The sequence below is a fragment of the Mesorhizobium sp. CNPSo 4688 genome, from assembly GCF_057784295.1.
Genome location: NZ_JBWLUY010000009.1, coordinates 301,334 through 323,768, shown reverse-complemented (window position 1 = coordinate 323,768; position 22,435 = coordinate 301,334). Strand labels below are relative to the sequence as shown.

The following is a 22,435-nucleotide window of genomic DNA, read 5'->3' as shown; positions in this document are numbered from 1 at the left end:
ACCGAATTCATGGTCAAAAACCACAAATTTACTAGCGAGTCAACTTGATCGGTCGCTCGACCGAGATATGGTGGCGAGACGCCCAGCCTCGGACAGGAGAACCGATGACCCGCCCAGATTGTGCCGATTCCAACGGCAGGCACACCGTATGACGGACGCTGTCAAAGCCGTCGCCCCGCCCCAGAACAAGCCAAAGCGCGACACGCGCGCCGAACTGATTTCGGCAGCCGAACTATGCCTGTATCGAGGTGGCTATGCCGACCTGTCGACGCGCCGGGTTGCCGAGATCGCCGGCGTTCCGCTCAGCCAGATCCACTATCATTTCGGTTCCAAGGAACGGCTGTTCCTGGCCCTGCTCGACCATCTGAACGAGGGGCTGTTAAAGCGCCAGGCGGAGACGTTTGCAGCACCGATGCCGCTGTGGCGGCGTTGGGAGCGCGCCTGTGATTTCCTCGATGATGATCTGGCGTCCGGCTATGTCCGGATCCTGCACGAGATGATCGCTGCAGGCCTGTCGAGCCCCGAAATCGCCAAGGCGGTGCGCCGCGACCTGCGCGGCTGGTTCGAACTGCTGGACGGACTGGCGCAAGAGGCGGAGCGGCGGTTCGGCGGCCTCGGGCCATTCTCCGCCGCCGAAGTGACCAGCCTTGTCAGCGCGGCCTTCCTTGGCAGCGAGACGATGATCCTGCTGGAGATCGAGAGCCCGCATGTCCCGGTGCGGCAGGCCTTGCGCCGCTTCGGCGAAACCATCCGGCGCATGGAGGAAGCAGCGCCCGACGCCTAGAGCGTTTCACCGTTTCACGGAAACAGCGAACCGCTCTATCTCTTTGTTTTTACGCAATTCCCAAGGGGAAGCGCTACGCGCTTTTCCGGGAAACCGCACACACTTTTCCTGGAATTGCTCTAGCAGGCGAAATGCAGCCGCGTCAGCCCTTGCGGCCGCGCATCAGCGCTTCGAGCTCGCTGTCGCCACCTTCCGGCAGCATGATGCGGACATGGGCGTAGAGATCGCCATGGCCACCGGCCTTTTCCGGCAAGCCCCTGCCCTTGAGACGCAGAACCTTGTCCGAGCTCGACCAGGCCGGGACATTGACCGCCAGCCTGCCGGTGGGCGTGTCGACCGGTACCTTGGCGCCCAGCACCGCATCGGCCAACGCCACCTCCAGATCGGCATGCAGATCGCGGCCCTCGATGCGATAGCGTGGGTGCCTGCGGATATGGATCTTGACCAGTGCATCGCCCGGCTGCCCCGGTCCCTGCTCGCCCTGGCCCTTCAACCGGATGGTCTGGCCCTCCTCGACATAGGCCGGCAGCTTGACCGCGATCTTGCGGCCGTCGGGGAACATAGCCGTCACCTTTTCGGCGGTCGCCATCTCCTCGATGGTGACGTCGAGCGTCACGTTGAGGTCCGCTGCCTGCACCGGCTGGCGGCGGTCGCCGGCGCCGCGCGCGCCGGAAAAAGCGTCGCCAAAGATCTGGCTGAAAATGTCGCTGTTGCCGTCGAACGGATCGCCACCTGGACGGCCCGAGCGGAATTCGAAGCGCGAGCCGCCGGCGCCCTGCTGGCGGCGAAAGCCGCCAAACGGATCGCCGCCACCGGCTGCGCCCTCAAAACCCTGGAATTTCGGCTTGCCGTCGGCGTCGATCTCGCCGCGGTCGAACGCCGCACGATTCTTCTCGTCGCCGATCACCTCATAGGCCTGGTTGGCCGCGGCAAACCGGTCCTTCGCCTTTGGATCATTCGGGTTCTGGTCCGGATGATGCTTCTTGGCGAGTTTGCGGTAGGCCGATTTTATGTCCTTGGCCGATGCGTTCTTGGCAACGCCCAGCACCTCATAGGGGTCGCGCATGCGTCCTGCCCTGGAAAAAGAGTGAATCCACGTTGCCCCCTATATGCGCTCGCATAGGAAGAAATTCCAGTGGCGCATAGCCACATAGACGGCGAAATTGAAGCACGACTGGCCGTCCAAGACCACCGATGCTAGGCTGAAGGCATGACACGCGAGGCTGCGATAGCTCGATCGGAGGCCTACTTCGATTCAGGCGCTTTTCGGGAGGATTTGGCCCGTCGGGTTGGCATGCCGACAGAAAGTCAGAACCCTGATCGCGAACATGTGCTGGTTGAATATATCGAGGCTGAGATAAAGCCGACATTCGAACTGCTTGGCTTTGCCTGCCGAACGCTTAGCCAGAACGGCTGGCCATTCTTTTTCGCCGAACGCACAGAAGACACGGCACGTCCGACGGTACTTGGCTATGGCCACGGCGACGTGATTCGCGGGTTGGATGACGAGTGGGACGAGGGACTTTCCCCGTGGCGTCTGACCGAACGTGACAACAAATGGTACGGACGCGGCGTCGCCGACAACAAGGGTCAGCATTCGATAAACGTCGGCGCTCTTCGAGCCGTGATCGAGACGCGCGGAAGGCTCGGCTTCAATGCCAAGTATCTGATCGAAATGGGGGAAGAACGGGTCTCGCCTGGCCTGCGGGAACTGGCCAAGACCCACAAGGAATTATTTCGATCGGACGTGCTGATCGCCTCGGATGGTCCCCGCCTCACCGCCGAAAGGCCGACCGTTTTTTTGGGCTCGCGCGGCTCTATCTCCTTCGACATCTGGATCGACGCGCGCAAGGGCAGCCATCATTCGGGAAACTGGGGCGGTCTCCTCTCGGATCCCGCCATTCAACTTGCCCATGCCATTGCGAGCATCACCGAGCCGACTGGAAAAATTCGGATTCCGGAGTGGCTTCCGACAAGCATTCCCGACGATGTACGACGCGTACTTGCGGACTGTGAGGTGGAGAACGGCACGGACGAGCCCAAAATCGATCCCGATTGGGGCGAGCCTGGGCTGACCTCTGCGGAGAAGGCTTTTGCGTGGTGCTCATTTTCGGTTCTGGCTCTCGAGGCGGGGAACCCAAGGACGCCTGTTGGCGCCATCCCATCCCGAGCCTGGGCGCGTTGCCAGCTTCGCTTCGTCATCGGCGTGGACGTGGAGAAAATCCTCCCTGCCTTGCGCCGTCATCTGGACCGCAACGGATTTTCGACCGTGCAGATTGCGAAAGCACGCGACGAAGTTTTTCACGCGACGCGGCTCGATCCGAACCATCCATGGGTCAATTGGGTGGTAGATTCGATCGCCCGTACGACGGGAAAGAAACCCGCTATTCTGCCAAGCCTCGGCGGGTCACTCCCGAACGACGTCTTTTCCGAAACTCTTGAAATGCCTACCATTTGGGTTCCGCATTCTTATCCGGGGTGTTCGCAGCACGCACCCAATGAGCATCTGCCGCTTGCCATTGCCCGAGAAGGCTTGGGGCTGATGGCAGGACTTTACTGGGATTTGGGCGTGCCGAACGGACAGCCAATGACTCGCTCAGGCCTTCGGAAAGCAGACATTGGTGTCGAGGCCACTTGAGGTCAGCTCTTGGCGCACAGTCGCCCTATCGATGTGGGCCAAACATGCGGTCTGGAACACTTAAAGCGCCTTGAAGTCCTGCATGTGCCAGCCGCCGGCGCCGGCCATGCACAGTTCTCCCTTGAACAAAGCGACGCCGTCGAAGCTTTCGCGCGAGGCGGTGAAGCTCCGGCAGGTCTGGCCATTGTCCTGCAACTCGGCGAGTTCCGTGATGGAACCGCGCGAACCGGTGCCGGCATTCGCCCATGGCACGGCCTGGCCGCGAAGCTCCTCTAAGTCGGCTGAAGAGACCGCATTGCCGATCGTGGTCTGGTCGGAAGCGTTATCGGCGTCCGTCGATGTCGCCTGCGCCGGCGCACTCGAGGTGACGATGGAGCGGTCGACCTCGGCTTTTTCCAGGCTGAAGCCGCCGGCGCCGCAGGCGGCAAGCGGCAAGGCGACGATCACGATCACGGCTTTCGAACTGGCCGAAGCGAAAGCGCTCCATTGACCGCTGTCAAAAGCTTGCGCGATACGCGACAATCGGCAACCTCCTGAGTTTCGAGACAATTTGAGAAAAACTATGAGTGACACTGAGTTAACAACTGGTGACTTTACCGAGGCCGCCGAGCCGTTCCGGCTCTTTGCCGCCTGGCTGGAGGACGCCACAAAGAGCGAAATCAACGATGCCAACGGCGTCGCGCTGGCAACCGTCGATGCCGACGGCATGCCGGATGTGCGTATGGTGCTGCTCAAGGGGTTCGATGAAAGCGGCTTTGTCTTCTACACGAATTTCGAGAGCGCCAAGGGCCGCGAGATTCTTGGCAGCATGAAGGCCGCGATGTGCTTTCACTGGAAATCGCTGCGCCGCCAGGTGCGCATACGCGGTCCGGTGGAGATCGTCAGCGACGCCGAAGCGGACGCCTACTACGCGACGCGGCCGCGCGGCAGCCGCATCGGCGCCTGGGCTTCGAAGCAGTCGCGGCCGCTGGAAAGCCGCTTCGCGCTGGAAAAAGCGGTGGCCGAGTACACGGCACGCTACCCGATCGGCGAGATCCCGCGGCCAAAGCACTGGTCTGGCTTCCGCATCGTGCCGCAGGCGATCGAGTTCTGGCACGACCGGCCGTTCCGGCTGCACGACCGCCTGGTCTTTTCGCGCAACGCCGAAGGCGGCTGGGACAAGACGCGGCTTTACCCCTGACGCTTGTGAAATGGCGCGGCGATCCTAAACTGATCTGGCTGCAAAGGGAGAATCCAATGAGCCTGTTCCTGGCCTTTCTCGGTGTCTCTTTCATCGTGCTTGCGACGCCCGGTCCCGACACCGCCATCACCATCCGCAACACGCTGCTTGGCGGGCGTGCGGCGGGCGTCTTCACCGCGCTCGGTATCTCCAGCGGCCAGACGATCTGGGCGCTGGCCACCAGCGCCGGCATCGTCGCCCTGCTGGTTGCTTCGGAGCCGCTGTTCCTTGCCGTCAAATATGCGGGTGCCGCCTATCTCGTCTATCTCGGATTTAGGGCGCTGCAGGAGGCGCTATGGCCGTCCCACCAGCAGGACATGGCTGATGTCACGAGGCCGGCACGGCGGCTGACGGCGGCGACCGCCTACCGCCAAGGGCTGATCAGCGATCTCGGCAATCCCAAAATGGCGGTGTTTTTCGCCAGCCTGCTGCCGCAATTCGTACCGCCCGGCGGGGAAAGCTTCGCGGCGCTGCTCGGTCTCGGCGTGGTGTTCGCCGTCATGACCTTCACCTGGCTGGCGCTCTATGCCACGGTCGTGGCCAAAGCGGGGGATTTCCTGCGCCGGCCATCGATCCGCCGCACCATCGAAGGCGTGACCGGAATTGTGCTGATCGGCTTGGGTATCCGCATCGCCGCCGAACACCGGTAGCGGCTCATCCGTCCAGGCGGCATCAGGCCCATAACCATGCCATTTTCTGCGGCGGGTTGAATGGCGTGATGATCCGGGAATTACTGCGACAGCGCGGGATCAATCGTTTTCCAGCTGAAACAGCAGGAAATGCGGCCGTTCGCTGCCGAGCCCGACCGCCGGACGTATCGTCTTGGTCGCCTCCTTCGGCACCAGGAACGTCTCGCGCAGATTGAGCGTGTCGCCGGTCTTGGCGCCGGAGAAGATCGCCGAAACGCAGGTCTGCACATTGTCCGGCGTTCTCAGTGAGACAATAGACGTCGGCGACCAGCGCCGTCCCTCGCCATCGATCAGCATCACCTTGCAGCCAAGCCATCGCTTCTGCAGGTCGGGATCGCCCACGGTCACCGAAAAATCGGCCAGCACCGGTTCGGAATCGGGCGGCAGGTTCTTCATGCCGAAGGCGCCGCGCAGGTCGGTCAATTTCCAGTCGCTGCCGCCGAAATGCGCACTCTGGCCCCAGGCGACGCGGCGCCCAAACAGATCATTGTCGCCGAGCAGCGCCTTGACGCTGTCGTAGGCTTCCACAGCCAGGGTCAGTGGAATGAGCACAAGCAGCGCCCAAAGGCTGCGGCGCCGCCACTTTTTCTCCCCAACGCCATTGTCCTGAACCACACTCTGCGCCGTCATTTCGGTTGCCCATCAATCGGCTGCGACAGATCGAGCGTGTCGACGGTGCCGACAGGCATGCCGTCGGAACCGGCAGCGACCGGTCCGATCGAAATCTCGGCCTGTGAATCGAGCGCCGCCAGCAGCTTGCTCGAGATCAGCACCGTCGCGTTGCCGACGTCCTCCGGTCTCACCTCGAAGACCAGCCTCGCTTTCCGCGGCAGGCCGGGATCGATCGTCACGGGGAGAAAGCCGTTGTTGATGAAGGACAGCCGCTCGGTGTGGTCGTAGGTCAGCCCCGTTGGTCCGCGCCAGGACGCCACCGCGACTGATGTCGATCTGTCTGTGGCCGCGAACGCCACCGTGACCACGACCCACACGCCGCCGGTGGTCAACACCTTCGTCTCGCCGAACCGGTCCGTCTTGAGCTTGCGCGCAAACTCCAGCTTTTCGGCGCGAACCTCGAAGCTGCGTCCAACGATTGTATCTCCCACCTTGCCCCATACGGGAATGGGGCCGATCAGGTCGGCATAATGCGGCTTCGACATCTGCAGGCCGTAGCAGAACGCCACGGCGACAAGCAGCAGGACGAGATTGGCCAGTCTGCGCATCATGGCTGGCCTCCAGTATCGGGTGCGACAGGAATGATCAGTGTGCCGACCGGGCTCGGATTGAACCAGCCGGGCAGGCCGTAGAGGTTGTCGCGCTGTTTGTAGATCTTGCGGATGACCGTCAGGCCAAGGTTTGCCGGCACGGCGCCACCTTCCGGCAGATCCCAGACATAGGCCATGCGCTCCGTCATGCCGGGATGCAGTTCCGGCGACAGCGTCTCGTCGCGCGTCAGCACGATGTAGGGTTTTGTTGCCGGGTCGAACAGCGGCCGGGTTGCCTGGAGGAGCTCGAAATAATCCTTCGTCGATTGGGCCGTACGGTTGGTCATGTCGACCTCGAAGACCAGCGCTTTCGTGCCGGGCTTGCGCAACGTGCCGTAGACATATTTCTCTGCGCTGACATAGGCCTTCACCGGCTGCAGCAGCCATTGCCCGGTTTCGATCGGGCCAGCAGGAGCCAGAACCGGTACTTGCGCATGCCTTGCCTCGAAGGCACCGAGCACACCGGCAACGGCAATCGCCGCCGCCGTGCCGATGCCGGCGGCGAGCCATGCTTTCAGCTTGGAGCGGGCGGTCTCAAGCATCCTGCGCCGCCCTCGCCGGACCGGCCTGTTGCACACTTCCGCCGGTCTGGCGCTTGGTCAACGCGAAGGCCGTTTCGAGGATCGCGGCGAGGAAGCAGATGCGCAGCGGCTCGACCAGAATGCCGGTCGAAGAGTCCTGGAAGGCACTGCCGAACAGCAGCGAGACACCCTCGGACAGCACCTGCCAGGTGTCGAGATCGTGCGGGCCGATGATGCGGGTCGCGCCCAGCCACGCCCAGGCCGCCAACCAATCGATCAGCCGATAGCCGACAACAAGCGTGACGATGAGCACGAAGCCGGAGCTCAGCGTCAAGCGCACGCCATTGGCGATCGGCAGATAGCGCGAGCGATAGCCCGAGATGAAGTGCTCGACGAAGTCGCGCATGAATTTCGGAATGGTGCGGTAGCGGGCGCCGAGGCGCTCGACCCGTTCGTGCACGCGAAGCAGTTCCTTGTCGTCGCGCACGTCGTAGCCATAGATCAGCGCCGTCATGACCAGCCAGATCACGGGCAGCAGCATGAAGAAGAACAGCGCGATGAGTTTTGTTGTCGTGTCGATGGAGGTGACCTCGACCGGAACCATCGGATCGGCAAAGGCTTTTGCGACGGGGTTGGCCACGCCGTCGGCTGCGGCCTGCAGGACGGAAAAAATGTTGCGGCTCATGATCCAGCCGACGATGTCGTCCTTCCAGCGCGAGATGACGTAGAGACCGACGAAGATCCAGTTGGTTTCGCAGATCACCACGACGATCTGCCAGAAGGATTTTGCCCCGCCGCGTTTCTGCATCGCCTGGGCCAGACGCCTGACCAGCCAGGAGATGACGACTGAAAACACCAGCCAGCGCGAGTCCAGCACATCCAGCACGTTGCCCGCGCCTTCGCCGAACGGCGCCATGTCGAGGGTGACGCGCGAATATTGCCGCACCGTGTCGCCGAGAAAGCCCCAGGCGGCGTAGTAGGCGAAGAACGGCAGCAGCGCGACGGTGACCATGCGCGCCAGCCGCGAAGCACCGCTGCTCGTTTCGGCACCTGTCTCGCCGGACGCCTGTCCACGAGCCGCCTGCTGCGCGGCGCGGATCGCCGGCAGGCCGGGAAGCAGCGTCTGGAACATGGCGACGGTGACGATGAGCTGCGTCAGCGCCACCAGCGTCAGCAGCGCCAGCCCGGCCATGTGGTTGAGGAAGGCGGTGCGCGCGGCGATCTGCATGAACAGATCGCTGCCGACAATGCCCAGCAGCACCATGGCGACCAGTTGCGGCCAGAAGCGCCACCAGAGCCTGAATGTCAGGCCGAGCGGCTTCAAGACATCGGCAAGCATCGGACGCTCAATCCGTCAATGCAGGCCTCTTGGCATCTCGGAAGGTTGCATTGCTGGCAGCGACGTTGCGGGCCATGTCCTCTCCACCGACTAGAGCTGTTTACCGTTTCGGGGAAACGGCAAACCGCTCTATCTCCTAGCTTTGACGCAATTCCCTTCGGGAAAGCGCTATGCGCTTTCTCCGGGGAAAACCGCTTCACACTTTTCCTGGAATTGCTCTAAGCCCCCCGCCCGCCGGACTAGTGAGATAGGACGTGAAAACTGCGGTGTACAGGTCAAAAACACGCGCCTGACGTGTGTTTCGTTCGAAGCTGCCAGCAGCTGACAGTGCCGTGAGATCAGCTTGCCTTCTTGCGCGTCATGAACGCGGTCAGCGCGGCGCGCGCTTCATCGGACTTCAACCGCTCAAAGAAATGCTCGCTCTCCACCTTGATGCGGGCGAGAAGTTCGTCGCGTGGCGCGCGCATCAGGTCACGCGCGATCTTCAGCGCTTCCGGCGGCTTGGCGGCGATGGCGCCGGCAGCAGCCAGCACAGCGGCCTCGAGCGCAGCCTCCTCGACCACCTCGTAGATCAGACCGGCGGCCTTGGCGCGCTCGGCGGAAAAGCCTTCGCCGAGGCCAAGCAGCGCGAAGGCGCCCTGCCTGCCGAGGACGAGCGGCGCCAGCAGGCTGGAGCCTGCCTCCGGCACCAGGCCGAGGTCGACGAAGGGCGTGCGGAACACGGTGCGCGGCGTGGCAAAGGTCAGGTCGCAATGCAGGTTGAGCGTGGTGCCGATGCCGACCGCGATGCCGTCGACGCCCGAGACCATCGGCTTTTCGGTTTTGGCCAGCGCCATCAGGAAGTCCCAGACTTCGTTGCCGCCCTCGCCGCCGGTGGCGATGACCAGGAAGTCGGCGAGGTCGTTGCCAGCCGAGAAGGCGCCCGGCACGCCGAGGAAGACATGGACGCGGACCGCCGGATCGGCGTCGCCTTCGGCCAGTGCCGTGGACATTGTCGCGTACATGGCGCGCGTCAGCGCGTTCTTCTTGTCCGGGCGGTTCATGCGGATGATCTGAATGGCGCCCTGGCGCTCGACGAGAATATGGTCTGTCACGGTCATCTTTCCCTGGTGAGCGCTTTAGGTATTCAGGCTGATATCAGCGTCTTGCCGGCGGCGGCGAGGCTGTCGGCGCCATCGATGACGCGTTCCTTCAAGGCGCCGACTTCGCCAAGCAGGTTTTCGGCGAAGAAACGGCAAAGGGCGATACGGTTTTGCTCGGCAAGCCCGCCACGCGCCAGATAGGCGCCGCCGGCCGCAAGCGAGATCAGCCTGAGATAGGGCGTCGCACCGGCCTGCGCTTCGTCGAGACGGCCTTCGGCCAGCAGCTTCTGCAGGAAACGCGTCGCTTCGGTGAGATCGTCGAGCGCGCGGTCGAGGGTCTCGGCGGTGCGGCCGAACCCTTGCAGGTTCGAGGTCCGCACCTCGTCGGCGACCGCCTTCAGTTCGCCGATGTAGCCATGCACATGTTCGCCGCCGCCGAGCGGCAGTTTGCGCGCTACCAGGTCGATCGCCTGGATGCCGTTGGTGCCCTCATAGATCGGCGCGATGCGGGCATCGCGATAGAGCGCTGCCGCGCCCGTCTCCTCGATGAAGCCCATGCCGCCATGCACCTGGACACCGAGCGACGCGACGTCGACGCCGACATCGGTGGAGAAGGCCTTGGCCAGTGGCGTCAGGAGATTGGCGCGGTCGCGCCAATGCGCGGCCTGATCGCCGGCCGAAACCCGCGCCAGGTCGATGGCGTGGGCGCAGGAATAGGAGATGGCGCGGGCGATCTGAGTTAGCGCCTTCATAGTCAGCAGATTGCGCTGCACGTCCGGGTGATGGACGATCGGCGCCATGCCGGCGCCGGCATAGCCCGACGCCTTGCCCTGGCGGCGCTCATTGGCATAGGCGATCGCCTTCTGCGTCGCGGCTTCAGCAACCGCTACGCCCTGCATGCCGACGCACAGCCGAGCGTTGTTCATCATGGTGAACATGCAGGCGAGCCCCTTGTTCTCCTCGCCGATCAGCCAGCCTATGGCGCCGGGCGCAGCACCCCGGAACCCATCGCCATAGATCATGGTGCAGGTCGGCGAGGCATGGATGCCGAGCTTGTGCTCGAGGCCCGAACAGAAGACGTCGTTGCGCGCGCCCAACGTCCCGTCATCATTGACCAGGAGTTTCGGCACAAGGAACAGCGAAATGCCGCGCGTGCCGGCCGGCGCATCGGGCAGCCTGGCCAGCACCAGATGGATGATGTTGTCGGTGAAATCGTGCTCGCCATAGGTGATGAAGATTTTTTGGCCGAAGATGCGGTAGGTGCCGTCGCCGGCAGGCTCGGCGCGGCTGCGCAGTGCGGCGAGATCGGAACCGGCCTGCGGCTCGGTCAGGTTCATCGTCCCCATCCATTCGCCGGAGACGAGCTTTGCCAGATATTTGGCCTTGAGCGCCTCGGAGGCGTGCTTGTCCAGCGCCTCGACCGCGCCCATGGTCAGCGTCGGGCCGATGCCGAAGGCCATGGCTGCGGAGTTCCACATTTCGAGCGCGGCGACGCCGAGCATGGTGGGCAGGCCCTGGCCGCCGAATTCTTCCGGCCCCGACAGCGCGTTCCAGCCGCCGTCGACCCAGCTGCGGTAGAGCGCCTTCCAGCCGGGCGGCGTGGTGACGGCTGCATCTTTCAGCACCGCGCCGTGCTCATCGCCGATCTTGTAGAGCGGCGCCACCTCTTCGCTGGCGAAGCGGCCGGCCTCGGACAGGACGGCGTCGACAAGGTCTTCGCCGAGGTCGCCGAACGCGCCGCTGTCGAGCGCCGGCTTGAGGCCGGCGACATGCTTCAGCGTGAACGAAATGTCGTCGACCGGCGCCTTGTACATGCCGCTTTCTCCTCCGCTTCTCGCCCTCTCGATCCTAGGACCCGGGACGACGCAAAACCATCCGCCTTTGGGCGGCCTGCGACTTTCTTTTTACGTAAACGTCAAACTTTGTCACGCGGATTTTGCAATCTTTGCCAGCCGCGCTAGACTCCGGGCAGCCGACCGTTGACGCCCCGGCGCCAGAGCGAACCGGAACCTGCCATGCTTGCCAGACCCGAGACTTACCGTTGCATCGAATGCGGGTTGCCGTATCAGGCAAGCGGCTTCTGGTATTATCACGGCGAGCTCGAAAGAGGCCCCGCCTATTGGACCGATCGCGGCATATTGTGCTCGCCCAAATGCTCGCTTGCCCATCACCGCAAGCGCGCTGCCGAAGGCACACTGCAGCAGGAGCCCGCGCCGGATCCGTTCGAGGTGCAGCCGATCACGCGTCGCTGAATTCCGGAGCTGGCAATCTCCCCCCTCGTGGGGGAGATCGGATGTCGCCCTGAAAGCATTTCCTTAACCATAGCAGTTCACCATCGGTGTTTGGTCAGCGGGGATTCCCTGTTTGAAAACGCCGGCGCATCTTCTTCGCCGCTCAGCGATCGCTCTCGCGGCGATGATGGCGCTGATATCTGCGGCACAAGCTTCCGATTTCTCGGAGCCGTGGCGGGACGGCGACCGCGCGCTCGTTGTCGACGCCTATGAATACAATTCCATCGACTGGTCGCAGCTTGCTACCGACAAGCGCATTGTCGGCTTCATCAACAAGGCCTCCGACGGGTTGCCGCCGCCCTATTTCTGCTATGGCGACGAGATTACGGTCAAACTCTGCAAGACGCTGTGGAAACGCTATGCGGTGACGCGCGAGCTGTTCCAGACACGCAAGGTAGTGGCCAAGGCGCTCGGCCTGAAATGGGGCGCCTATCATCTTGCCCGCCCCGGCAATCCGGTCCAGCAGGCCAACAATTTCATCGATTTTGCCGAACCGGCGCCGGACGATCTCATGGCCCTCGACCTCGAAGGCAATGATCCGACACAGTGGATGTCGCTGGACGATGCCGAGGAATTCGTGCGCCAGGTGCACCGGCGTATCGGCCGTTTCCCGATACTCTACGCCAATGGCAAGACCGCCCAGTTCATCGCCGACAACCGCTATCAATATCGGCTCTTGTCGCGGCTGCCGCTCTGGTATGCGCGCTACAAGCCCGACATCGACGTGCATTTTCCGATGGGCAACTGGCAGGGCTATGCGCTGTGGCAGTTTTCGGCGCAAGCCAATTGCGGACGTTTGCGCTGCCCCTACCGGGTCGCCGGCACGCCCAACGACATCGACGTCAACGTCGCGCCGATGGATGCAGCCGTGCTGCGCCAGCAATGGCCCTTTGGCGGCCTGATCAATGTGCCGGCCGATTACCTCGCCTCGATCCCGGTGCCGGTTTCGCGTGAGGCGGGGCTGGCCGGCAAAGTCACCATCACCTATGCCGATGTGGCGACGCCGCCGACCGTCGAGGAAATGGTGGCGGTGCTCGGCGCGCGCTGGCAGACATTCCGCGCCGCCTTCCGCATGCCGGTGGTCAAAACGGTGCCGCGCCGCGCCCGCTTCGGCATTGCCGAATATGTCGCGTGGAAGCGGACCGCGTATCGCTCGGACGCTCTGCTCGAGGCCGCCTTCTCCCAGGCCGCCGATCCGGTCAGCACCGCTTCGACGGAGTTCGTTCGCGAGCGCTGAACTCTTTGTTTTTGCGCAATTCCGGACGGAAAACCGGTTTCCACTTTTCCTGGAATTGCTTACCCGGCCGCGCCGGCCTTTTCCCGCGCCACCGCCTGCCAGCCTATGTCGCGGCGGCAAAAGCCTTGCGGCCAGTCGATGCGATCGAGCGCGGCGTAGGCGCGGCTTTGCGCTTCACCGACCGTCTTGCCTGACGCGGTGATGTTGAGCACGCGGCCGCCATTGGCGACCAGCGCACCGCCATTGATGGCGGTGCCGGCATGGAAGATCTCAACGCTGTCGCCGGCGGCTTCTTCGAGGCCGCGGATGACCGAGCCCTTTTCCGGGGTGCCGGGATAGCCGCGCGCCGCCATCACCACGGTCAGCGCCGCCTCGTCGCGCCAGCGGATAGAGCTGTGCGCCAACTGGCCGTCGACAGCGGCGTTGAGCAGAACCAAAAGGTCGTCCTTCAGCCGCATCATCAGCACCTGGCATTCGGGATCGCCGAAGCGGGTGTTGTATTCGATCAGCTTCGGCCCCTTGTCGGTGATCATCAGCCCCGCAAACAGAATGCCGGCGAAGGGTGCGCCAAGCTCGGCCATGCCGCGCATGGTCGGCTCGACGATCTCGCGCATGGTGCGCTCGACCATCTCAGGCGTCATCACCGGCGCCGGCGAATAGGCGCCCATGCCGCCGGTGTTGGGGCCGGTGTCGCCGTCACCGACGCGCTTGTGGTCCTGCGCGGTACCGAAGGGAAGTGCTGTGGTGCCGTCGCACAGGCAGAAGAAACTCGCTTCTTCGCCGGTCATGAATTCCTCGACCACCACTTCGGCGCCGGCTTCGCCAAAGGCGCCGTCGAAACAGGCATCGAGTGCAGCAAGCGCTTCATCCAGCGTCATGGCGATGGTGACGCCCTTGCCGGCGGCGAGCCCGTCGGCCTTGATGACGATCGGCACGCCGACCTTTTCGACATAGGCTTTGGCCGCGGCGAGATCGGTGAAGCGGCCATAGGCGGCGGTCGGGATATCGTATTTCGCGCAGAGGTCCTTGGTGAAACCTTTCGAGCCTTCGAGCCGTGCCGCCCGCTTCGACGGGCCGAAGACGCGGATGCCCTGATCGCGCAGATCATCCGCAATGCCGGCGACGAGCGGGCCTTCCGGCCCGACGACGACGAGGTCGATCGCGTTGTTCTTGCAGAAGGTGGCGACGGCGGCATGATCGGCGATGTCGAGCTTGACCAGTTCCGCCTCGCGAGCGATGCCGGGATTGCCGGGCGCGGCATAGAGCTTGGTCAAGAGCGGCGAGGCAGCGATCTTCCAGGCCAGGGCATGTTCGCGGCCGCCGGAGCCGATCAACAAAACGCGCATGCCGATGTCCCTTGTCATTTCACGACAGGGACTGCGCTATTGCGCCAAGCGCAGCGGGTCAAGAGTTTTACCTTGCGCGATGCCGGTTGCGCACGGGAACGTCGCGCGGAGGGCACAACGTTCCCGGCCGGATCAGCTCTGGTAGATGACGGGGAACCAGTCCTCACGCAGTTTCTGGCCGGGCTTCATGTCATGGCCGGGATAGGGCGGCGAGGTGCGGCCGGGGCGCTCGACATAGCGCGCGTCATCGCCGACCCAGCGCAGCGACAGCGCCCGGCGCCGCGCCGACGTCAAATTGCCACGCGCACCGTGCGCGGTGCGGAAGTCGAACAATATGGCGTCGCCCGGCTCCATCTCCCATTCCAACACCTTCAGCGACGGGTCGTTGTCGGGATCGGGCACCGGCCGATAGTCGCCCTCGCCGGCGTAGAAATTGTCATCGTTCAGCCAGCGCACCGGCAAGACCATCTTGTCCCATTTGTGCGAGCCGGCGATCAGCCGCAGCGTCGCTTCCTTGACCGGATCGATCGGGATCCAGAAGCTGACGGTCTGAGTGCCGTCGACGAAGTAATAAGGGATGTCCTGGTGCCAGGGCGTCGGCTTTTGCGTGCCTGGCTCCTTGACCAGCACATGATCGTGGAAGAACTGCGCGCTGCGCGACTGCATCGCCGCCGCTGCCAGTTCGGCGGCCGGCGAATTGCGCACGACATCGACGAGTTCGGGGATGCGCTCCCAGTTGCAATAATCGTCGAAGAAGCTGCCCTTGCCATTGGCGATGTCAGACGCTGTGGCGCTGCGATTTTGCATGTTGCGCTCTATGCCGGCGGCGATGGTGCCGACCCAGTCCTTGAAGGCGCCGCGTATGCAGACCGCGCCATCGCGCTGGTAGTCGGCAATCGCGGCGGCATCGATATGTCTGGTGGCCATCTCATGTCTCCCCTGTTTGGATCGACTATCGCAGCCGCCGCACATCGCGTAAAATAATAACTTCTCATCCCTCTTATAGCTTTGGCCTATGAGCCTGACTCTCACCCAATTGCGCTATCTCGTTGCCGTCGCCCGGCATGGCAGCGTCACCGCGGCCGCCCGGATGCTGAACGTCTCGCAGCCGTCGATCTCGGTGGCAATTGACAATGTCGAAGCGACGCTCGGCCAGAAACTGTTCGTGCGCCAGCGCGGCAGCGGCATCGCGCTCACCTCGTTCGGTCGCGGCGCGGTGGCGAAGGCGAAGCAGGTGCTGGCCGAGGCGGACGAACTGGTTGGGCTGGGGACGCGTGACGCCGATGTCGGCGGCGAGCTGGTGCTCGGCTGTTTCGAGGATTTGGCGCCCTATTTCGCGCCGGCGCTGATCCGCGCTTTTTCGCAGCGCTGTCCGGCGGTCACTGTGGTCGTGCGCGACGAGACCTTTGAGACGCTGGGCCGGCGCCTCGGCGATGCGGCAATAGATCTCGGCCTGACCTATGATCTCGGCCTGCCCGTGCACTTCGCCCGTATCCTGCTGCATGAGCTGCGGCCGCACGCGCTGCTGCCGCAAGGCCACGCGCTGGCCAGCCAGGCGAGCGTCAGCCTGGCGGAGCTGGCGACCCATCCTCTCATCACCACCGACCAGCCGCACAGCTGGCAGCACATGCTGGACCTGTTCCTCAGCCGCGGCCTGTCGCCGGTCTCGCAATCGACGACGAGTTCGTTCGAACTGCAGCGCAGCATGGTCGCCAACGGCTTCGGCGTCGCGGTGAGCTACACCAGGCCCTTTGGCGACAGGAGTTATGACGGCCGGCCGCTGGTCTGCAAGCCGCTGTCGGATCCACTGCCGATGCAGCGCATCATCCTCACCCATGACACAAGGCAAAGGCTGTCGAAGGCGGCGCTGGCCTTCATCGAAGTGGCGAAGGAATGGTTCGCCAGCCACGATGTTTTCACCGCCTGAGCGACAATGCGGCCGCTTGACGGCGCCTGCTGCTGCTGCCACTCCAGCACGATGGAAACCATCCAGTCGAAAGCGGCCCAGGGCCGCGTCGCCGACGCGCCGAGCGGCCATTGGGTCTACAAGATATTGCCGCGCTGGCTTTGGCCTTACGCGCAGCTTGCGCGCTGGGACCGGCCGATCGGCTGGCAATTGCTGCTGTGGCCCTGCTGGTGGTCGGCAGCGCTTGCGGCCAGCGCCTATCCGCGCCCCACCGACCCGCTGCTGACGCTGCTGCCGTCACCGTGGTTCCTGTTCCTGTTCTTTGTCGGCGCCGTCGCCATGCGCGGCGCCGGCTGCACCTATAACGACATTGTCGACCAGGACATCGACAACAAGGTCGAGCGCACGCGCTCGCGGCCGCTGCCGGCCGGCAAGGTGACCCGCCGCCAGGCCTGGATTTTCCTGGTGATCCAGGCCTTGCTGGGCCTTGTCGTGTTGTTGCAGTTCAACGACTTCGCCATTCCGCTCGGCATTGCCTCGCTGGTCATCGTCGCCGTCTATCCCTTCATGAAGCGCTTCACCAACTGGCCGCAATTCGTGCTTGGTCTCGCCTTCTCCTGGGGCGCGCTGATGGGCTGGGCGGTCGAGTTCGGCGATCTCGATGGCCCGGCCGTCATGCTCTATATCGGCTCGATCCTGTGGGTGATCGGCTACGACACGATCTACGCGCACCAGGACAAGGAAGACGACGCCATTGTCGGCGTACGCTCGACGGCGCGGCTGTTCGGCGACAACACCAAGACCTGGCTGGTCGGGCTTTATGGCGGCACGCTGGTCTGCTTTGCCATCGCCTTTGCCTCGGCACAGGCGCCGGTGGTGGCGCTGGCCGGGCTGATCGCCGCCGGCGCCCATATGGCGCGGCAGATAGCGGTGCTGGATATCGACGATGCCGACCAGTGCCTGCGGCTGTTCAAATCGAACAACCAGGTCGGCTGGCTGATCTTCGTCGGCCTGATCGGCGGTGCACTGTGGGTGGCGCTGAAGCCGCTGGTGTAGGCTCCCTTCTCCCCGTCTCTGTACGGGGAGAAGGTGGCGGCAGCCGGATGAGGGGCAGCGCCAACCTTTGCAGTTAAGGTGAGATGCACAGCGGCGATGGCACGCGCATTAGATCAGGTTTTTGAAGTAGACAACCGGCTTGGTCAGCGCCGCCCCTCATCGCCCTGCCGGGCACTTCTCCCCGTATAGTGACGGGGAGAAGAGGCGGTCATTGGCGGTTCGCCAATCGCCAACGCGTGTAAAGCAAAAACTACTCCCGCGAAATAATCTCTTCGCCATCAATAACCAGTCGCAGGCCGAGGTCGCCGGCCCTGCGGCGGGCGAGGAAGCGCGGACGGCGCGTGGTCGAGACCCGGCCCTTGCGGCGATCCTTGGCCGGCAACGCCTTGATGGCGGCGCCGAGCGATTCTTCCAGTGTGCGGGCAATGCCGTCGGATTCGATCAGCAGCATCTGCAGCCGATAGGCATCGGCCCAGGCGCGCCAGTCGGCGGCGACGTCGTCGAGATCGTCGGCCACCAGCAGCGGCACCGACAGCATCGGGTCGTTGTGCAGCAGTTCCAGGGTTACCGTCACATTGCCTTCCGGATCCTCCATCGCGCGGGCGGCGACGCCGCGAAACGCATTGGCGGGCAGCGCGATGATCGCCGGCAGGCCGCTCATCTCGAGCGTGCGGCGAATGACGGCGCCTCGCTGGTCGATGGTGAAGGTAACGTCGCCATAGTCGTCGCGCGTGGCATAGCTCACCACTTGCGGCAGGCGGAATGGGTCAAGACGCATGTTGCGCCCGGCCCAGACGGGCTTCAGTACACTGTTCATCAACTGCCTTCCTGTGTTTCTCCTGAGAGCCGTTTTGCGGTTCTCACCGGGCCAGTTTTCCCGGCCTCGTTATGCGAAACAGTAGCGCGGGCTCCTTACCGCTGCGCTTAAGAAAGTCAGTTAAATTTTGCTGATCTCAGGGGATGGTTATCGGAATGAGACCAGCCCCAAGATGTTGAAAGGATCAGATAACCTTACCGGGATTCATGATGCCCGCCGGATCGAAGGCGGCCTTCACCCGGCGCATCAGATCGATCGCCATTGGCGGCGCGGTGGCGATCAGTTCGTCGCGCTTCAACTGGCCGATGCCGTGCTCGGCCGATATCGAGCCGTGGAAGGCGCGCACGACATCGTGCACGGCATGGTTCATGGCGTGGTAGAGGCCGAGAAACGCTTCGTCGTCACCACCCTCCGGCCGCGAGATGTTATAGTGGAGATTGCCGTCGCCCATGTGACCGAAGCAGACGACACGCGCCTGCGGGCTGACCGAGGCGACAGCGCCGGCAGCCTTGGCGATGAACGCCGGTATGGATGCCACCGGCACCGAAATATCGTGCTTGATCGAGGCGCCTTCAGGCTTTTGCGAATCCGGCAGCACCTCGCGGAAATTCCAGAAGGCGTCGCCCTGCGCCAGGCTTGCGGCGATCACCGCGTCGCCGACAATGCCTTGCTCGAGGCCTTCCGACAGCACCTCCTCGATCAGCCCCCTGGCGTCCTCGGCCGAGCGGCCCGATGAGATCTGCATCAGCACGTACCAGGGCCAGTCTTCGGCCAGCGGCCGGGCGACGCCCTGCGCGTGGCGCAGCGTGAAATCATAAGGGCGCTGTCCGATCAATTCGAAGGCGGTGAGTGCCGCCCCTGCCCGGTCCATCGCCAGGCTGAACAGTGAAAGGGCGGCTTCCGGCGACGACAGGCCGGCAAAGGCGACTTCACGGCCCTTGGGCTTTGGGAACAGTTTCAGCACCGCGGCAGTGATGATGCCGAGCGTACCTTCGGCGCCGACGAACAGGTTCTTCAGATCGTAGCCGGTGTTGTCCTTCTTCAGTTTGCGCAAATCGTCGAACACCTCCCCGGTCGGCAGCACCACTTCGACGCCGAGGCAGAGTTCGCGCGCATTGCCATAGGCAAGCACGCCGGTGCCACCGGCATTGGAGGATAGATTGCCGCCGATCTGGCAGGACCCTTGCGCGGCAAGCGACAACGGAAACAGACGGTCAGCGGCATCGGCCGCTTCTTGCAGCGTCTGCAGGATAACGCCGGCCTCGACGGTCACCGTGTTGGAGAACACGTCGATCTCGCGGATGCGGTTCAGCCGCGACAGCGACAGCACGATCTCGCGACCGGACGCGTCGGGCACCTGGGCACCGACCAGCCCGGTGTTGCCACTCTGCGGCACGACCGGCGTTCCCGTCTCGCTCGCCAGCCGCATGATCCGGCTGACCTCGTCGACGCTGCCGGGCCGCAGGACCAGCCCTGTCCTGCCGTGCCACAGCCCGCGCCGCTCGGTGAGGTAGGGCGCGATATCGGCCTGGTCGCGCAATGCATATTTGTCGCCGACGATTGCGGCGAAGCGGTCGATGAGGGCGGGGTCGAGATCGAAAGGGGCGTCGTTCATGGGCAGAAACTATGGCGCTCAGTCGAGCTTGTCACGTGGGGCAGCGGCACGAAACAGCCGATCGTTGATCGCCTCGCCCAAGCCTTCGACCGGGATCGGCTCGACGGCGATCGTTGCCGCGCCGCTGCGATCTAGTTCCTGCAGATAGGCGAACAGATTGCTTGCGGCTTCGCGCAGGTCGCCTGACGCGGACAGGTTGCGCAAGGCGACGGCCGCTTGCCAGCCTTCGGCGCGGTGGCCTCCAAAGGCCAGCAAGGCCTCCCCCTTGGCTACGCTTTTGACATTGAGTCTCACCGATGCGCCCGGCGCATAGTGCGACGCCAGCATGCCGGGCGCCTCGATGCCTGATATAGCGCCGCGCAGCAACTTGGTTCCGACGGCCGCCTCGATGTCGGCGGCGGCAATGCCGCCCGGCCTCAGCAGCCGCACTGTATCGCCTTCGACCTTGACGATGGTCGATTCCAGCCCTACCGGGGTTGCGCCGCCATCGACGACAAGCTGGATTTTCGCACCGAGATCGGCCGCTACGGCCTGCGCCGTGGTGGCGCTGATCTTGCCCGAAGAGTTCGCGCTGGGCGCGGCCAGCGGCCGGCCGAGCCTGGCGATCAGCTCGCCGCCGAACCCCTTCGGCATGCGCAGCGCGATCGTATCCAGCCCCGCGGTGACCAGTGGATGGATGCCGTTGCCGGGCCGCAGTGCGAGCACCAGCGTCAGCGGCCCCGGCCAGAACGCCTCGGCCAGGCGTTTCGACAGCGGATCGAAGGTCGCAATGCGCTCGGCCATCGCCAGATCGGCGACATGGGCGATCAGCGGGTTGAAGCGCGGCCGGCCCTTGGCTTCGAAGATGCGGGCGACGCCGACGCCATTGGTCGCATCGCCGGCCAGTCCGTAGACGGTCTCCGTCGGGATGGCGACGACGTCGCCGCCCTCGAGCAGCGCCAGCGCCCGCTCCATCGCTTCGCCGACGGGTAATATCTCAGCCACTTGCATCACCTCACAGGCGCCGGACCTAGTACGGCAGTGATTTTCGGGCAAGCCGGCGTTGGTGAATTATCAATGCCTAAAATGCTATGTTTCCCTGCAAGCCGGCATCAATCCACTGGGGATAGGCTACCGGCTTGTTGGGCAAGGGGATGGTTTCGATGTCGATGCGTGTGCTTGGAGCGCTTGGTTTCACCCTGGCGGCGATGACCGGTGGAGCACAGGCCTCGTCGATCGTCTTTCTCGGCGTCTCGAAATCCACGCCATCGGTCATCAAGGTCGGCACACCCCAACCGATGAAGATCGCCTCGGCGCCATCGATCGTGGCGCTCGGCGATGCCCAGCCCGACGTCACCTATGAAAAGGTCGCGGCGATCCCCGAGAAGCCCAGGCACGGACAGGCCCCGATGATCATTCGCGGCGGCGTCGTCGGCGGCGCCTTCGCTTCGCCGGCGCCGGCCAAGCCAGCCGCCACCGCTACCGCGGCACCCACAGCGGATACGAAGCCCGGGGCAGAGACCGCACCCGCAGGAACTGCGACGGCATCGAACGGCAAGCCGGAGTCGGAACCGGCAGCGCCACAGCCGGCGGCAACGCCGCAGCAGCCGATCCAGGGCGTCGGCAAAGCCGAGTAAGCCATTCGGCCGAAACAGTCGGCCAGTCCGCTTTACGCCGATCGACGCCCCGGCGCACGATCGGCCCGGCGGCGGCGGCCCCAATTTCGCCAATCGGTTTTGGCACGAGCGCGCCGGGTTTCAAGTGAGCAAGGGGGTATCATGAACAAGGCGAAATCATTGACCGTGGCCGGCCTGTTGTTGGCGTCATTTCTGGGCGTCGGCAGCGCGCAGGCCGGTGACGACATGCTGGGCTCCTATGTCGCGCGCATTTCCGATCGCGACCACCATGCCAGCGACGGCTACGAGCTGAGCAGCGCGGCGCAGATGGTGCGGCAGGACCGCGCCAACTGGCACAAGTTCCACCGGCGCGATGCCGACGACCAGGGCGACGACTGGTTCCGCAGCAATGAAGACCGCGCGTATCTGGAGCGCCTGCTGAAGCGCGGCGGCGCGATGAGTTCCTCGACACGGCGCGCCATCGTCAATGGCGAGCCGCTGATCCAGGTCGACGTCTATCCAGACAGCGTGCATGTGAGCATTTTGGAGGACTGACTTCGTCAACCTCGGGAAGACTGACGGAGTCAGTTTCCGGGAAGACTGACGGAGTCGGTTTCAAGAGGGCCGACAAGGTCGGCCTCGATAACAAGAAGGGCGGCGTGTGAACGCCGCCCTTTTCGTTTGATGTCAGTCGCCTGAAAGCTCAGGCCGCTTCTTCCTCGTCGTCGGATTCCTCGGTCTCGTCAGCGCCGCGGGCTTCGGCCTTCACGCCGTCGTCGTCTTCATCTTCGTCGTCTTCCTCGTCCTCATCGTCGTCGGAAGAAGCGATGGTTTCGGCACCTTCTTCCTCGTCCGATTCGTCGCTGTCTTCGTCATCGCCTTCCTCGTCATCCGACAGGTCGGCGGCCTCGACCGCCGTGGCGGCGGCATGGTCGAGACTATTTTCGGAAGCGGATTCAAGCGCCTCGGGAGTGCCCGAGGTTTCTTCTGTCACTTCGATGTCGTGAGCGGAATTCATGGAAGCCTCCGTGGGGGTTG

The 22,435-nt window shown here is 63.9% G+C and carries 24 protein-coding genes; 10 read left to right on the top strand and 14 right to left on the bottom strand.

Annotation, left to right across the window (positions count from 1 at the left end; genetic code table 11):
* Positions 1 to 148: 148 nt before the first annotated feature.
* Positions 149 to 784: a TetR/AcrR family transcriptional regulator gene (locus AC04SH_RS19485; RefSeq protein WP_488576269.1), complete on the top strand. Its 636-nt coding sequence runs from the start codon at positions 149 to 151 to the stop codon at positions 782 to 784.
* Between the two features lie 142 nt (positions 785 to 926).
* Here AC04SH_RS19485 and AC04SH_RS19480 read toward each other — a convergent pair whose 3' ends face one another.
* Positions 927 to 1,850, bottom strand: coding sequence for a DnaJ C-terminal domain-containing protein (locus AC04SH_RS19480; protein ID WP_436258855.1), 924 nt, complete (start codon positions 1,848 to 1,850; stop codon positions 927 to 929).
* A 144-nt stretch (positions 1,851 to 1,994) separates the two neighbouring features.
* On the opposite strand from AC04SH_RS19480, the gene AC04SH_RS19475 reads away from it, so the two are divergent.
* On the top strand, positions 1,995 to 3,422 hold the full coding sequence (locus tag AC04SH_RS19475; RefSeq protein WP_488576268.1) for a M20 family metallopeptidase: 1,428 nt from the start codon (positions 1,995 to 1,997) through the stop codon (positions 3,420 to 3,422).
* A gap of 60 nt (positions 3,423 to 3,482) precedes the next feature.
* Here the strand turns inward: AC04SH_RS19475 and AC04SH_RS19470 are convergent, their stop codons facing one another.
* Entirely contained in the window at positions 3,483 to 3,944 is a 462-nt protein-coding gene (locus tag AC04SH_RS19470; RefSeq protein ID WP_477233773.1) for an RT0821/Lpp0805 family surface protein, read from the bottom strand.
* Positions 3,945 to 3,984: 40 nt separating this feature from the next.
* Between AC04SH_RS19470 and pdxH the strand changes: the two genes are divergently transcribed.
* Positions 3,985 to 4,602 carry a pyridoxamine 5'-phosphate oxidase gene (gene pdxH, locus AC04SH_RS19465; RefSeq protein WP_488576267.1) on the top strand — a complete coding sequence of 206 codons (618 nt, stop codon included), beginning with the start codon at positions 3,985 to 3,987 and terminating at the stop codon, positions 4,600 to 4,602.
* Between the two features lie 56 nt (positions 4,603 to 4,658).
* A complete protein-coding gene (locus AC04SH_RS19460) occupies positions 4,659 to 5,291 on the top strand; it encodes a LysE family translocator (RefSeq protein WP_488576266.1) in 633 nt (210 codons plus the stop codon).
* Positions 5,292 to 5,390: 99 nt separating this feature from the next.
* Here AC04SH_RS19460 and AC04SH_RS19455 read toward each other — a convergent pair whose 3' ends face one another.
* From AC04SH_RS19455 to AC04SH_RS19430, 6 genes are all read right to left on the bottom strand, one after another.
* Positions 5,391 to 5,960: a hypothetical protein gene (locus AC04SH_RS19455; protein WP_488576265.1), complete on the bottom strand. Its 570-nt coding sequence runs from the start codon at positions 5,958 to 5,960 to the stop codon at positions 5,391 to 5,393.
* Positions 5,957 to 6,553 (bottom strand): hypothetical protein, encoded by a 597-nt coding sequence (locus AC04SH_RS19450; RefSeq protein WP_488576264.1) that lies wholly within the window; start codon positions 6,551 to 6,553, stop codon positions 5,957 to 5,959. The genes AC04SH_RS19455 and AC04SH_RS19450 overlap by 4 nt, the downstream gene beginning before the upstream one ends.
* Entirely contained in the window at positions 6,550 to 7,134 is a 585-nt protein-coding gene (locus AC04SH_RS19445) for a hypothetical protein (RefSeq protein WP_488576263.1), read from the bottom strand. Before AC04SH_RS19445 ends, AC04SH_RS19450 begins: the two co-directional genes overlap by 4 nt.
* Positions 7,127 to 8,452, bottom strand: a complete 1,326-nt coding sequence (locus AC04SH_RS19440) for a hypothetical protein (RefSeq protein ID WP_488576262.1) — start codon at positions 8,450 to 8,452, stop codon at positions 7,127 to 7,129. The genes AC04SH_RS19445 and AC04SH_RS19440 overlap by 8 nt, the downstream gene beginning before the upstream one ends.
* Before the next feature lie 338 nt (positions 8,453 to 8,790).
* Positions 8,791 to 9,546, bottom strand: a complete 756-nt coding sequence (locus tag AC04SH_RS19435) for a crotonase/enoyl-CoA hydratase family protein (RefSeq protein ID WP_488576261.1) — start codon at positions 9,544 to 9,546, stop codon at positions 8,791 to 8,793.
* A 32-nt stretch (positions 9,547 to 9,578) separates the two neighbouring features.
* Complete coding sequence (locus AC04SH_RS19430) at positions 9,579 to 11,348, bottom strand: acyl-CoA dehydrogenase family protein (protein WP_488576260.1); 1,770 nt, start codon at positions 11,346 to 11,348, stop codon at positions 9,579 to 9,581.
* A gap of 201 nt (positions 11,349 to 11,549) precedes the next feature.
* Between AC04SH_RS19430 and AC04SH_RS19425 the strand changes: the two genes are divergently transcribed.
* Entirely contained in the window at positions 11,550 to 11,786 is a 237-nt protein-coding gene (locus tag AC04SH_RS19425) for a hypothetical protein (RefSeq protein ID WP_488576259.1), read from the top strand.
* Between the two features lie 163 nt (positions 11,787 to 11,949).
* Positions 11,950 to 13,062, top strand: a complete 1,113-nt coding sequence (locus AC04SH_RS19420) for a glycoside hydrolase family 25 protein (protein ID WP_488576308.1) — start codon at positions 11,950 to 11,952, stop codon at positions 13,060 to 13,062.
* A gap of 59 nt (positions 13,063 to 13,121) precedes the next feature.
* On the opposite strand, the gene purD is transcribed toward AC04SH_RS19420, so the two are convergent.
* Together purD and AC04SH_RS19410 are read right to left on the bottom strand one after the other, a co-directional pair.
* Positions 13,122 to 14,408 carry a phosphoribosylamine--glycine ligase gene (gene purD / locus AC04SH_RS19415; RefSeq protein ID WP_488576258.1) on the bottom strand — a complete coding sequence of 429 codons (1,287 nt, stop codon included), beginning with the start codon at positions 14,406 to 14,408 and terminating at the stop codon, positions 13,122 to 13,124.
* A 132-nt stretch (positions 14,409 to 14,540) separates the two neighbouring features.
* Complete coding sequence (locus AC04SH_RS19410; RefSeq protein ID WP_488576257.1) at positions 14,541 to 15,335, bottom strand: phytanoyl-CoA dioxygenase family protein; 795 nt, start codon at positions 15,333 to 15,335, stop codon at positions 14,541 to 14,543.
* Positions 15,336 to 15,423: 88 nt separating this feature from the next.
* Between AC04SH_RS19410 and AC04SH_RS19405 the strand changes: the two genes are divergently transcribed.
* Together AC04SH_RS19405 and ubiA are read left to right on the top strand one after the other, a co-directional pair.
* Positions 15,424 to 16,335, top strand: a complete 912-nt coding sequence (locus AC04SH_RS19405) for a LysR family transcriptional regulator (protein ID WP_488576256.1) — start codon at positions 15,424 to 15,426, stop codon at positions 16,333 to 16,335.
* 51 nt (positions 16,336 to 16,386) lie between these two features.
* The gene (ubiA, locus tag AC04SH_RS19400; protein ID WP_488576307.1) at positions 16,387 to 17,370 is read left to right on the top strand and encodes a 4-hydroxybenzoate octaprenyltransferase; all 984 of its coding nucleotides are present in this window, start codon (positions 16,387 to 16,389) and stop codon (positions 17,368 to 17,370) included.
* Between the two features lie 250 nt (positions 17,371 to 17,620).
* Here the strand turns inward: ubiA and AC04SH_RS19395 are convergent, their stop codons facing one another.
* The 3 genes from AC04SH_RS19395 to AC04SH_RS19385 form a co-directional block, all read right to left on the bottom strand.
* Positions 17,621 to 18,187 carry a DUF6101 family protein gene (locus AC04SH_RS19395; RefSeq protein WP_112563807.1) on the bottom strand — a complete coding sequence of 189 codons (567 nt, stop codon included), beginning with the start codon at positions 18,185 to 18,187 and terminating at the stop codon, positions 17,621 to 17,623.
* A 184-nt stretch (positions 18,188 to 18,371) separates the two neighbouring features.
* The gene (locus AC04SH_RS19390) at positions 18,372 to 19,802 is read right to left on the bottom strand and encodes an FAD-binding oxidoreductase (RefSeq protein WP_488576255.1); all 1,431 of its coding nucleotides are present in this window, start codon (positions 19,800 to 19,802) and stop codon (positions 18,372 to 18,374) included.
* A gap of 18 nt (positions 19,803 to 19,820) precedes the next feature.
* Positions 19,821 to 20,786: an L-threonylcarbamoyladenylate synthase gene (locus AC04SH_RS19385; protein ID WP_488576254.1), complete on the bottom strand. Its 966-nt coding sequence runs from the start codon at positions 20,784 to 20,786 to the stop codon at positions 19,821 to 19,823.
* A gap of 158 nt (positions 20,787 to 20,944) precedes the next feature.
* Here AC04SH_RS19385 and AC04SH_RS19380 point away from each other — a divergent pair, with 158 nt between their 5' ends.
* Together AC04SH_RS19380 and AC04SH_RS19375 are read left to right on the top strand one after the other, a co-directional pair.
* A complete protein-coding gene (locus AC04SH_RS19380) occupies positions 20,945 to 21,418 on the top strand; it encodes a hypothetical protein (protein ID WP_488576253.1) in 474 nt (157 codons plus the stop codon).
* A gap of 141 nt (positions 21,419 to 21,559) precedes the next feature.
* A complete protein-coding gene (locus AC04SH_RS19375; protein WP_488576252.1) occupies positions 21,560 to 21,952 on the top strand; it encodes a hypothetical protein in 393 nt (130 codons plus the stop codon).
* A 148-nt stretch (positions 21,953 to 22,100) separates the two neighbouring features.
* Here the strand turns inward: AC04SH_RS19375 and AC04SH_RS19370 are convergent, their stop codons facing one another.
* Positions 22,101 to 22,415 carry an ATPase gene (locus AC04SH_RS19370; protein ID WP_488576251.1) on the bottom strand — a complete coding sequence of 105 codons (315 nt, stop codon included), beginning with the start codon at positions 22,413 to 22,415 and terminating at the stop codon, positions 22,101 to 22,103.
* Positions 22,416 to 22,435: the final 20 nt, after the last annotated feature.

Excerpts from the sequence above, each read along its gene's own strand:
- AC04SH_RS19485 (WP_488576269.1), top strand. The coding sequence starts at position 149 with ATGACGGACGCTGTCAAAGCCGTCGCCCCGCCCCAGAACAAGCCAAAG.
- AC04SH_RS19480 (WP_436258855.1), bottom strand. The coding sequence starts at position 1,850 with ATGCGCGACCCCTATGAGGTGCTGGGCGTTGCCAAGAACGCATCGGCC.
- AC04SH_RS19475 (WP_488576268.1), top strand. The coding sequence starts at position 1,995 with ATGACACGCGAGGCTGCGATAGCTCGATCGGAGGCCTACTTCGATTCA.
- pdxH (WP_488576267.1), top strand. The coding sequence starts at position 3,985 with ATGAGTGACACTGAGTTAACAACTGGTGACTTTACCGAGGCCGCCGAG.
- AC04SH_RS19460 (WP_488576266.1), top strand. The coding sequence starts at position 4,659 with ATGAGCCTGTTCCTGGCCTTTCTCGGTGTCTCTTTCATCGTGCTTGCG.
- AC04SH_RS19455 (WP_488576265.1), bottom strand. The coding sequence starts at position 5,960 with ATGACGGCGCAGAGTGTGGTTCAGGACAATGGCGTTGGGGAGAAAAAG.
- AC04SH_RS19450 (WP_488576264.1), bottom strand. The coding sequence starts at position 6,553 with ATGATGCGCAGACTGGCCAATCTCGTCCTGCTGCTTGTCGCCGTGGCG.
- AC04SH_RS19445 (WP_488576263.1), bottom strand. The coding sequence starts at position 7,134 with ATGCTTGAGACCGCCCGCTCCAAGCTGAAAGCATGGCTCGCCGCCGGC.
- AC04SH_RS19440 (WP_488576262.1), bottom strand. The coding sequence starts at position 8,452 with ATGCTTGCCGATGTCTTGAAGCCGCTCGGCCTGACATTCAGGCTCTGG.
- AC04SH_RS19430 (WP_488576260.1), bottom strand. The coding sequence starts at position 11,348 with ATGTACAAGGCGCCGGTCGACGACATTTCGTTCACGCTGAAGCATGTC.
- AC04SH_RS19425 (WP_488576259.1), top strand. The coding sequence starts at position 11,550 with ATGCTTGCCAGACCCGAGACTTACCGTTGCATCGAATGCGGGTTGCCG.
- AC04SH_RS19420 (WP_488576308.1), top strand. The coding sequence starts at position 11,950 with ATGATGGCGCTGATATCTGCGGCACAAGCTTCCGATTTCTCGGAGCCG.
- purD (WP_488576258.1), bottom strand. The coding sequence starts at position 14,408 with ATGCGCGTTTTGTTGATCGGCTCCGGCGGCCGCGAACATGCCCTGGCC.
- AC04SH_RS19410 (WP_488576257.1), bottom strand. The coding sequence starts at position 15,335 with ATGGCCACCAGACATATCGATGCCGCCGCGATTGCCGACTACCAGCGC.
- AC04SH_RS19405 (WP_488576256.1), top strand. The coding sequence starts at position 15,424 with ATGAGCCTGACTCTCACCCAATTGCGCTATCTCGTTGCCGTCGCCCGG.
- ubiA (WP_488576307.1), top strand. The coding sequence starts at position 16,387 with ATGGAAACCATCCAGTCGAAAGCGGCCCAGGGCCGCGTCGCCGACGCG.
- AC04SH_RS19395 (WP_112563807.1), bottom strand. The coding sequence starts at position 18,187 with ATGAACAGTGTACTGAAGCCCGTCTGGGCCGGGCGCAACATGCGTCTT.
- AC04SH_RS19390 (WP_488576255.1), bottom strand. The coding sequence starts at position 19,802 with ATGAACGACGCCCCTTTCGATCTCGACCCCGCCCTCATCGACCGCTTC.
- AC04SH_RS19380 (WP_488576253.1), top strand. The coding sequence starts at position 20,945 with ATGTCGATGCGTGTGCTTGGAGCGCTTGGTTTCACCCTGGCGGCGATG.
- AC04SH_RS19375 (WP_488576252.1), top strand. The coding sequence starts at position 21,560 with ATGAACAAGGCGAAATCATTGACCGTGGCCGGCCTGTTGTTGGCGTCA.
- AC04SH_RS19370 (WP_488576251.1), bottom strand. The coding sequence starts at position 22,415 with ATGAATTCCGCTCACGACATCGAAGTGACAGAAGAAACCTCGGGCACT.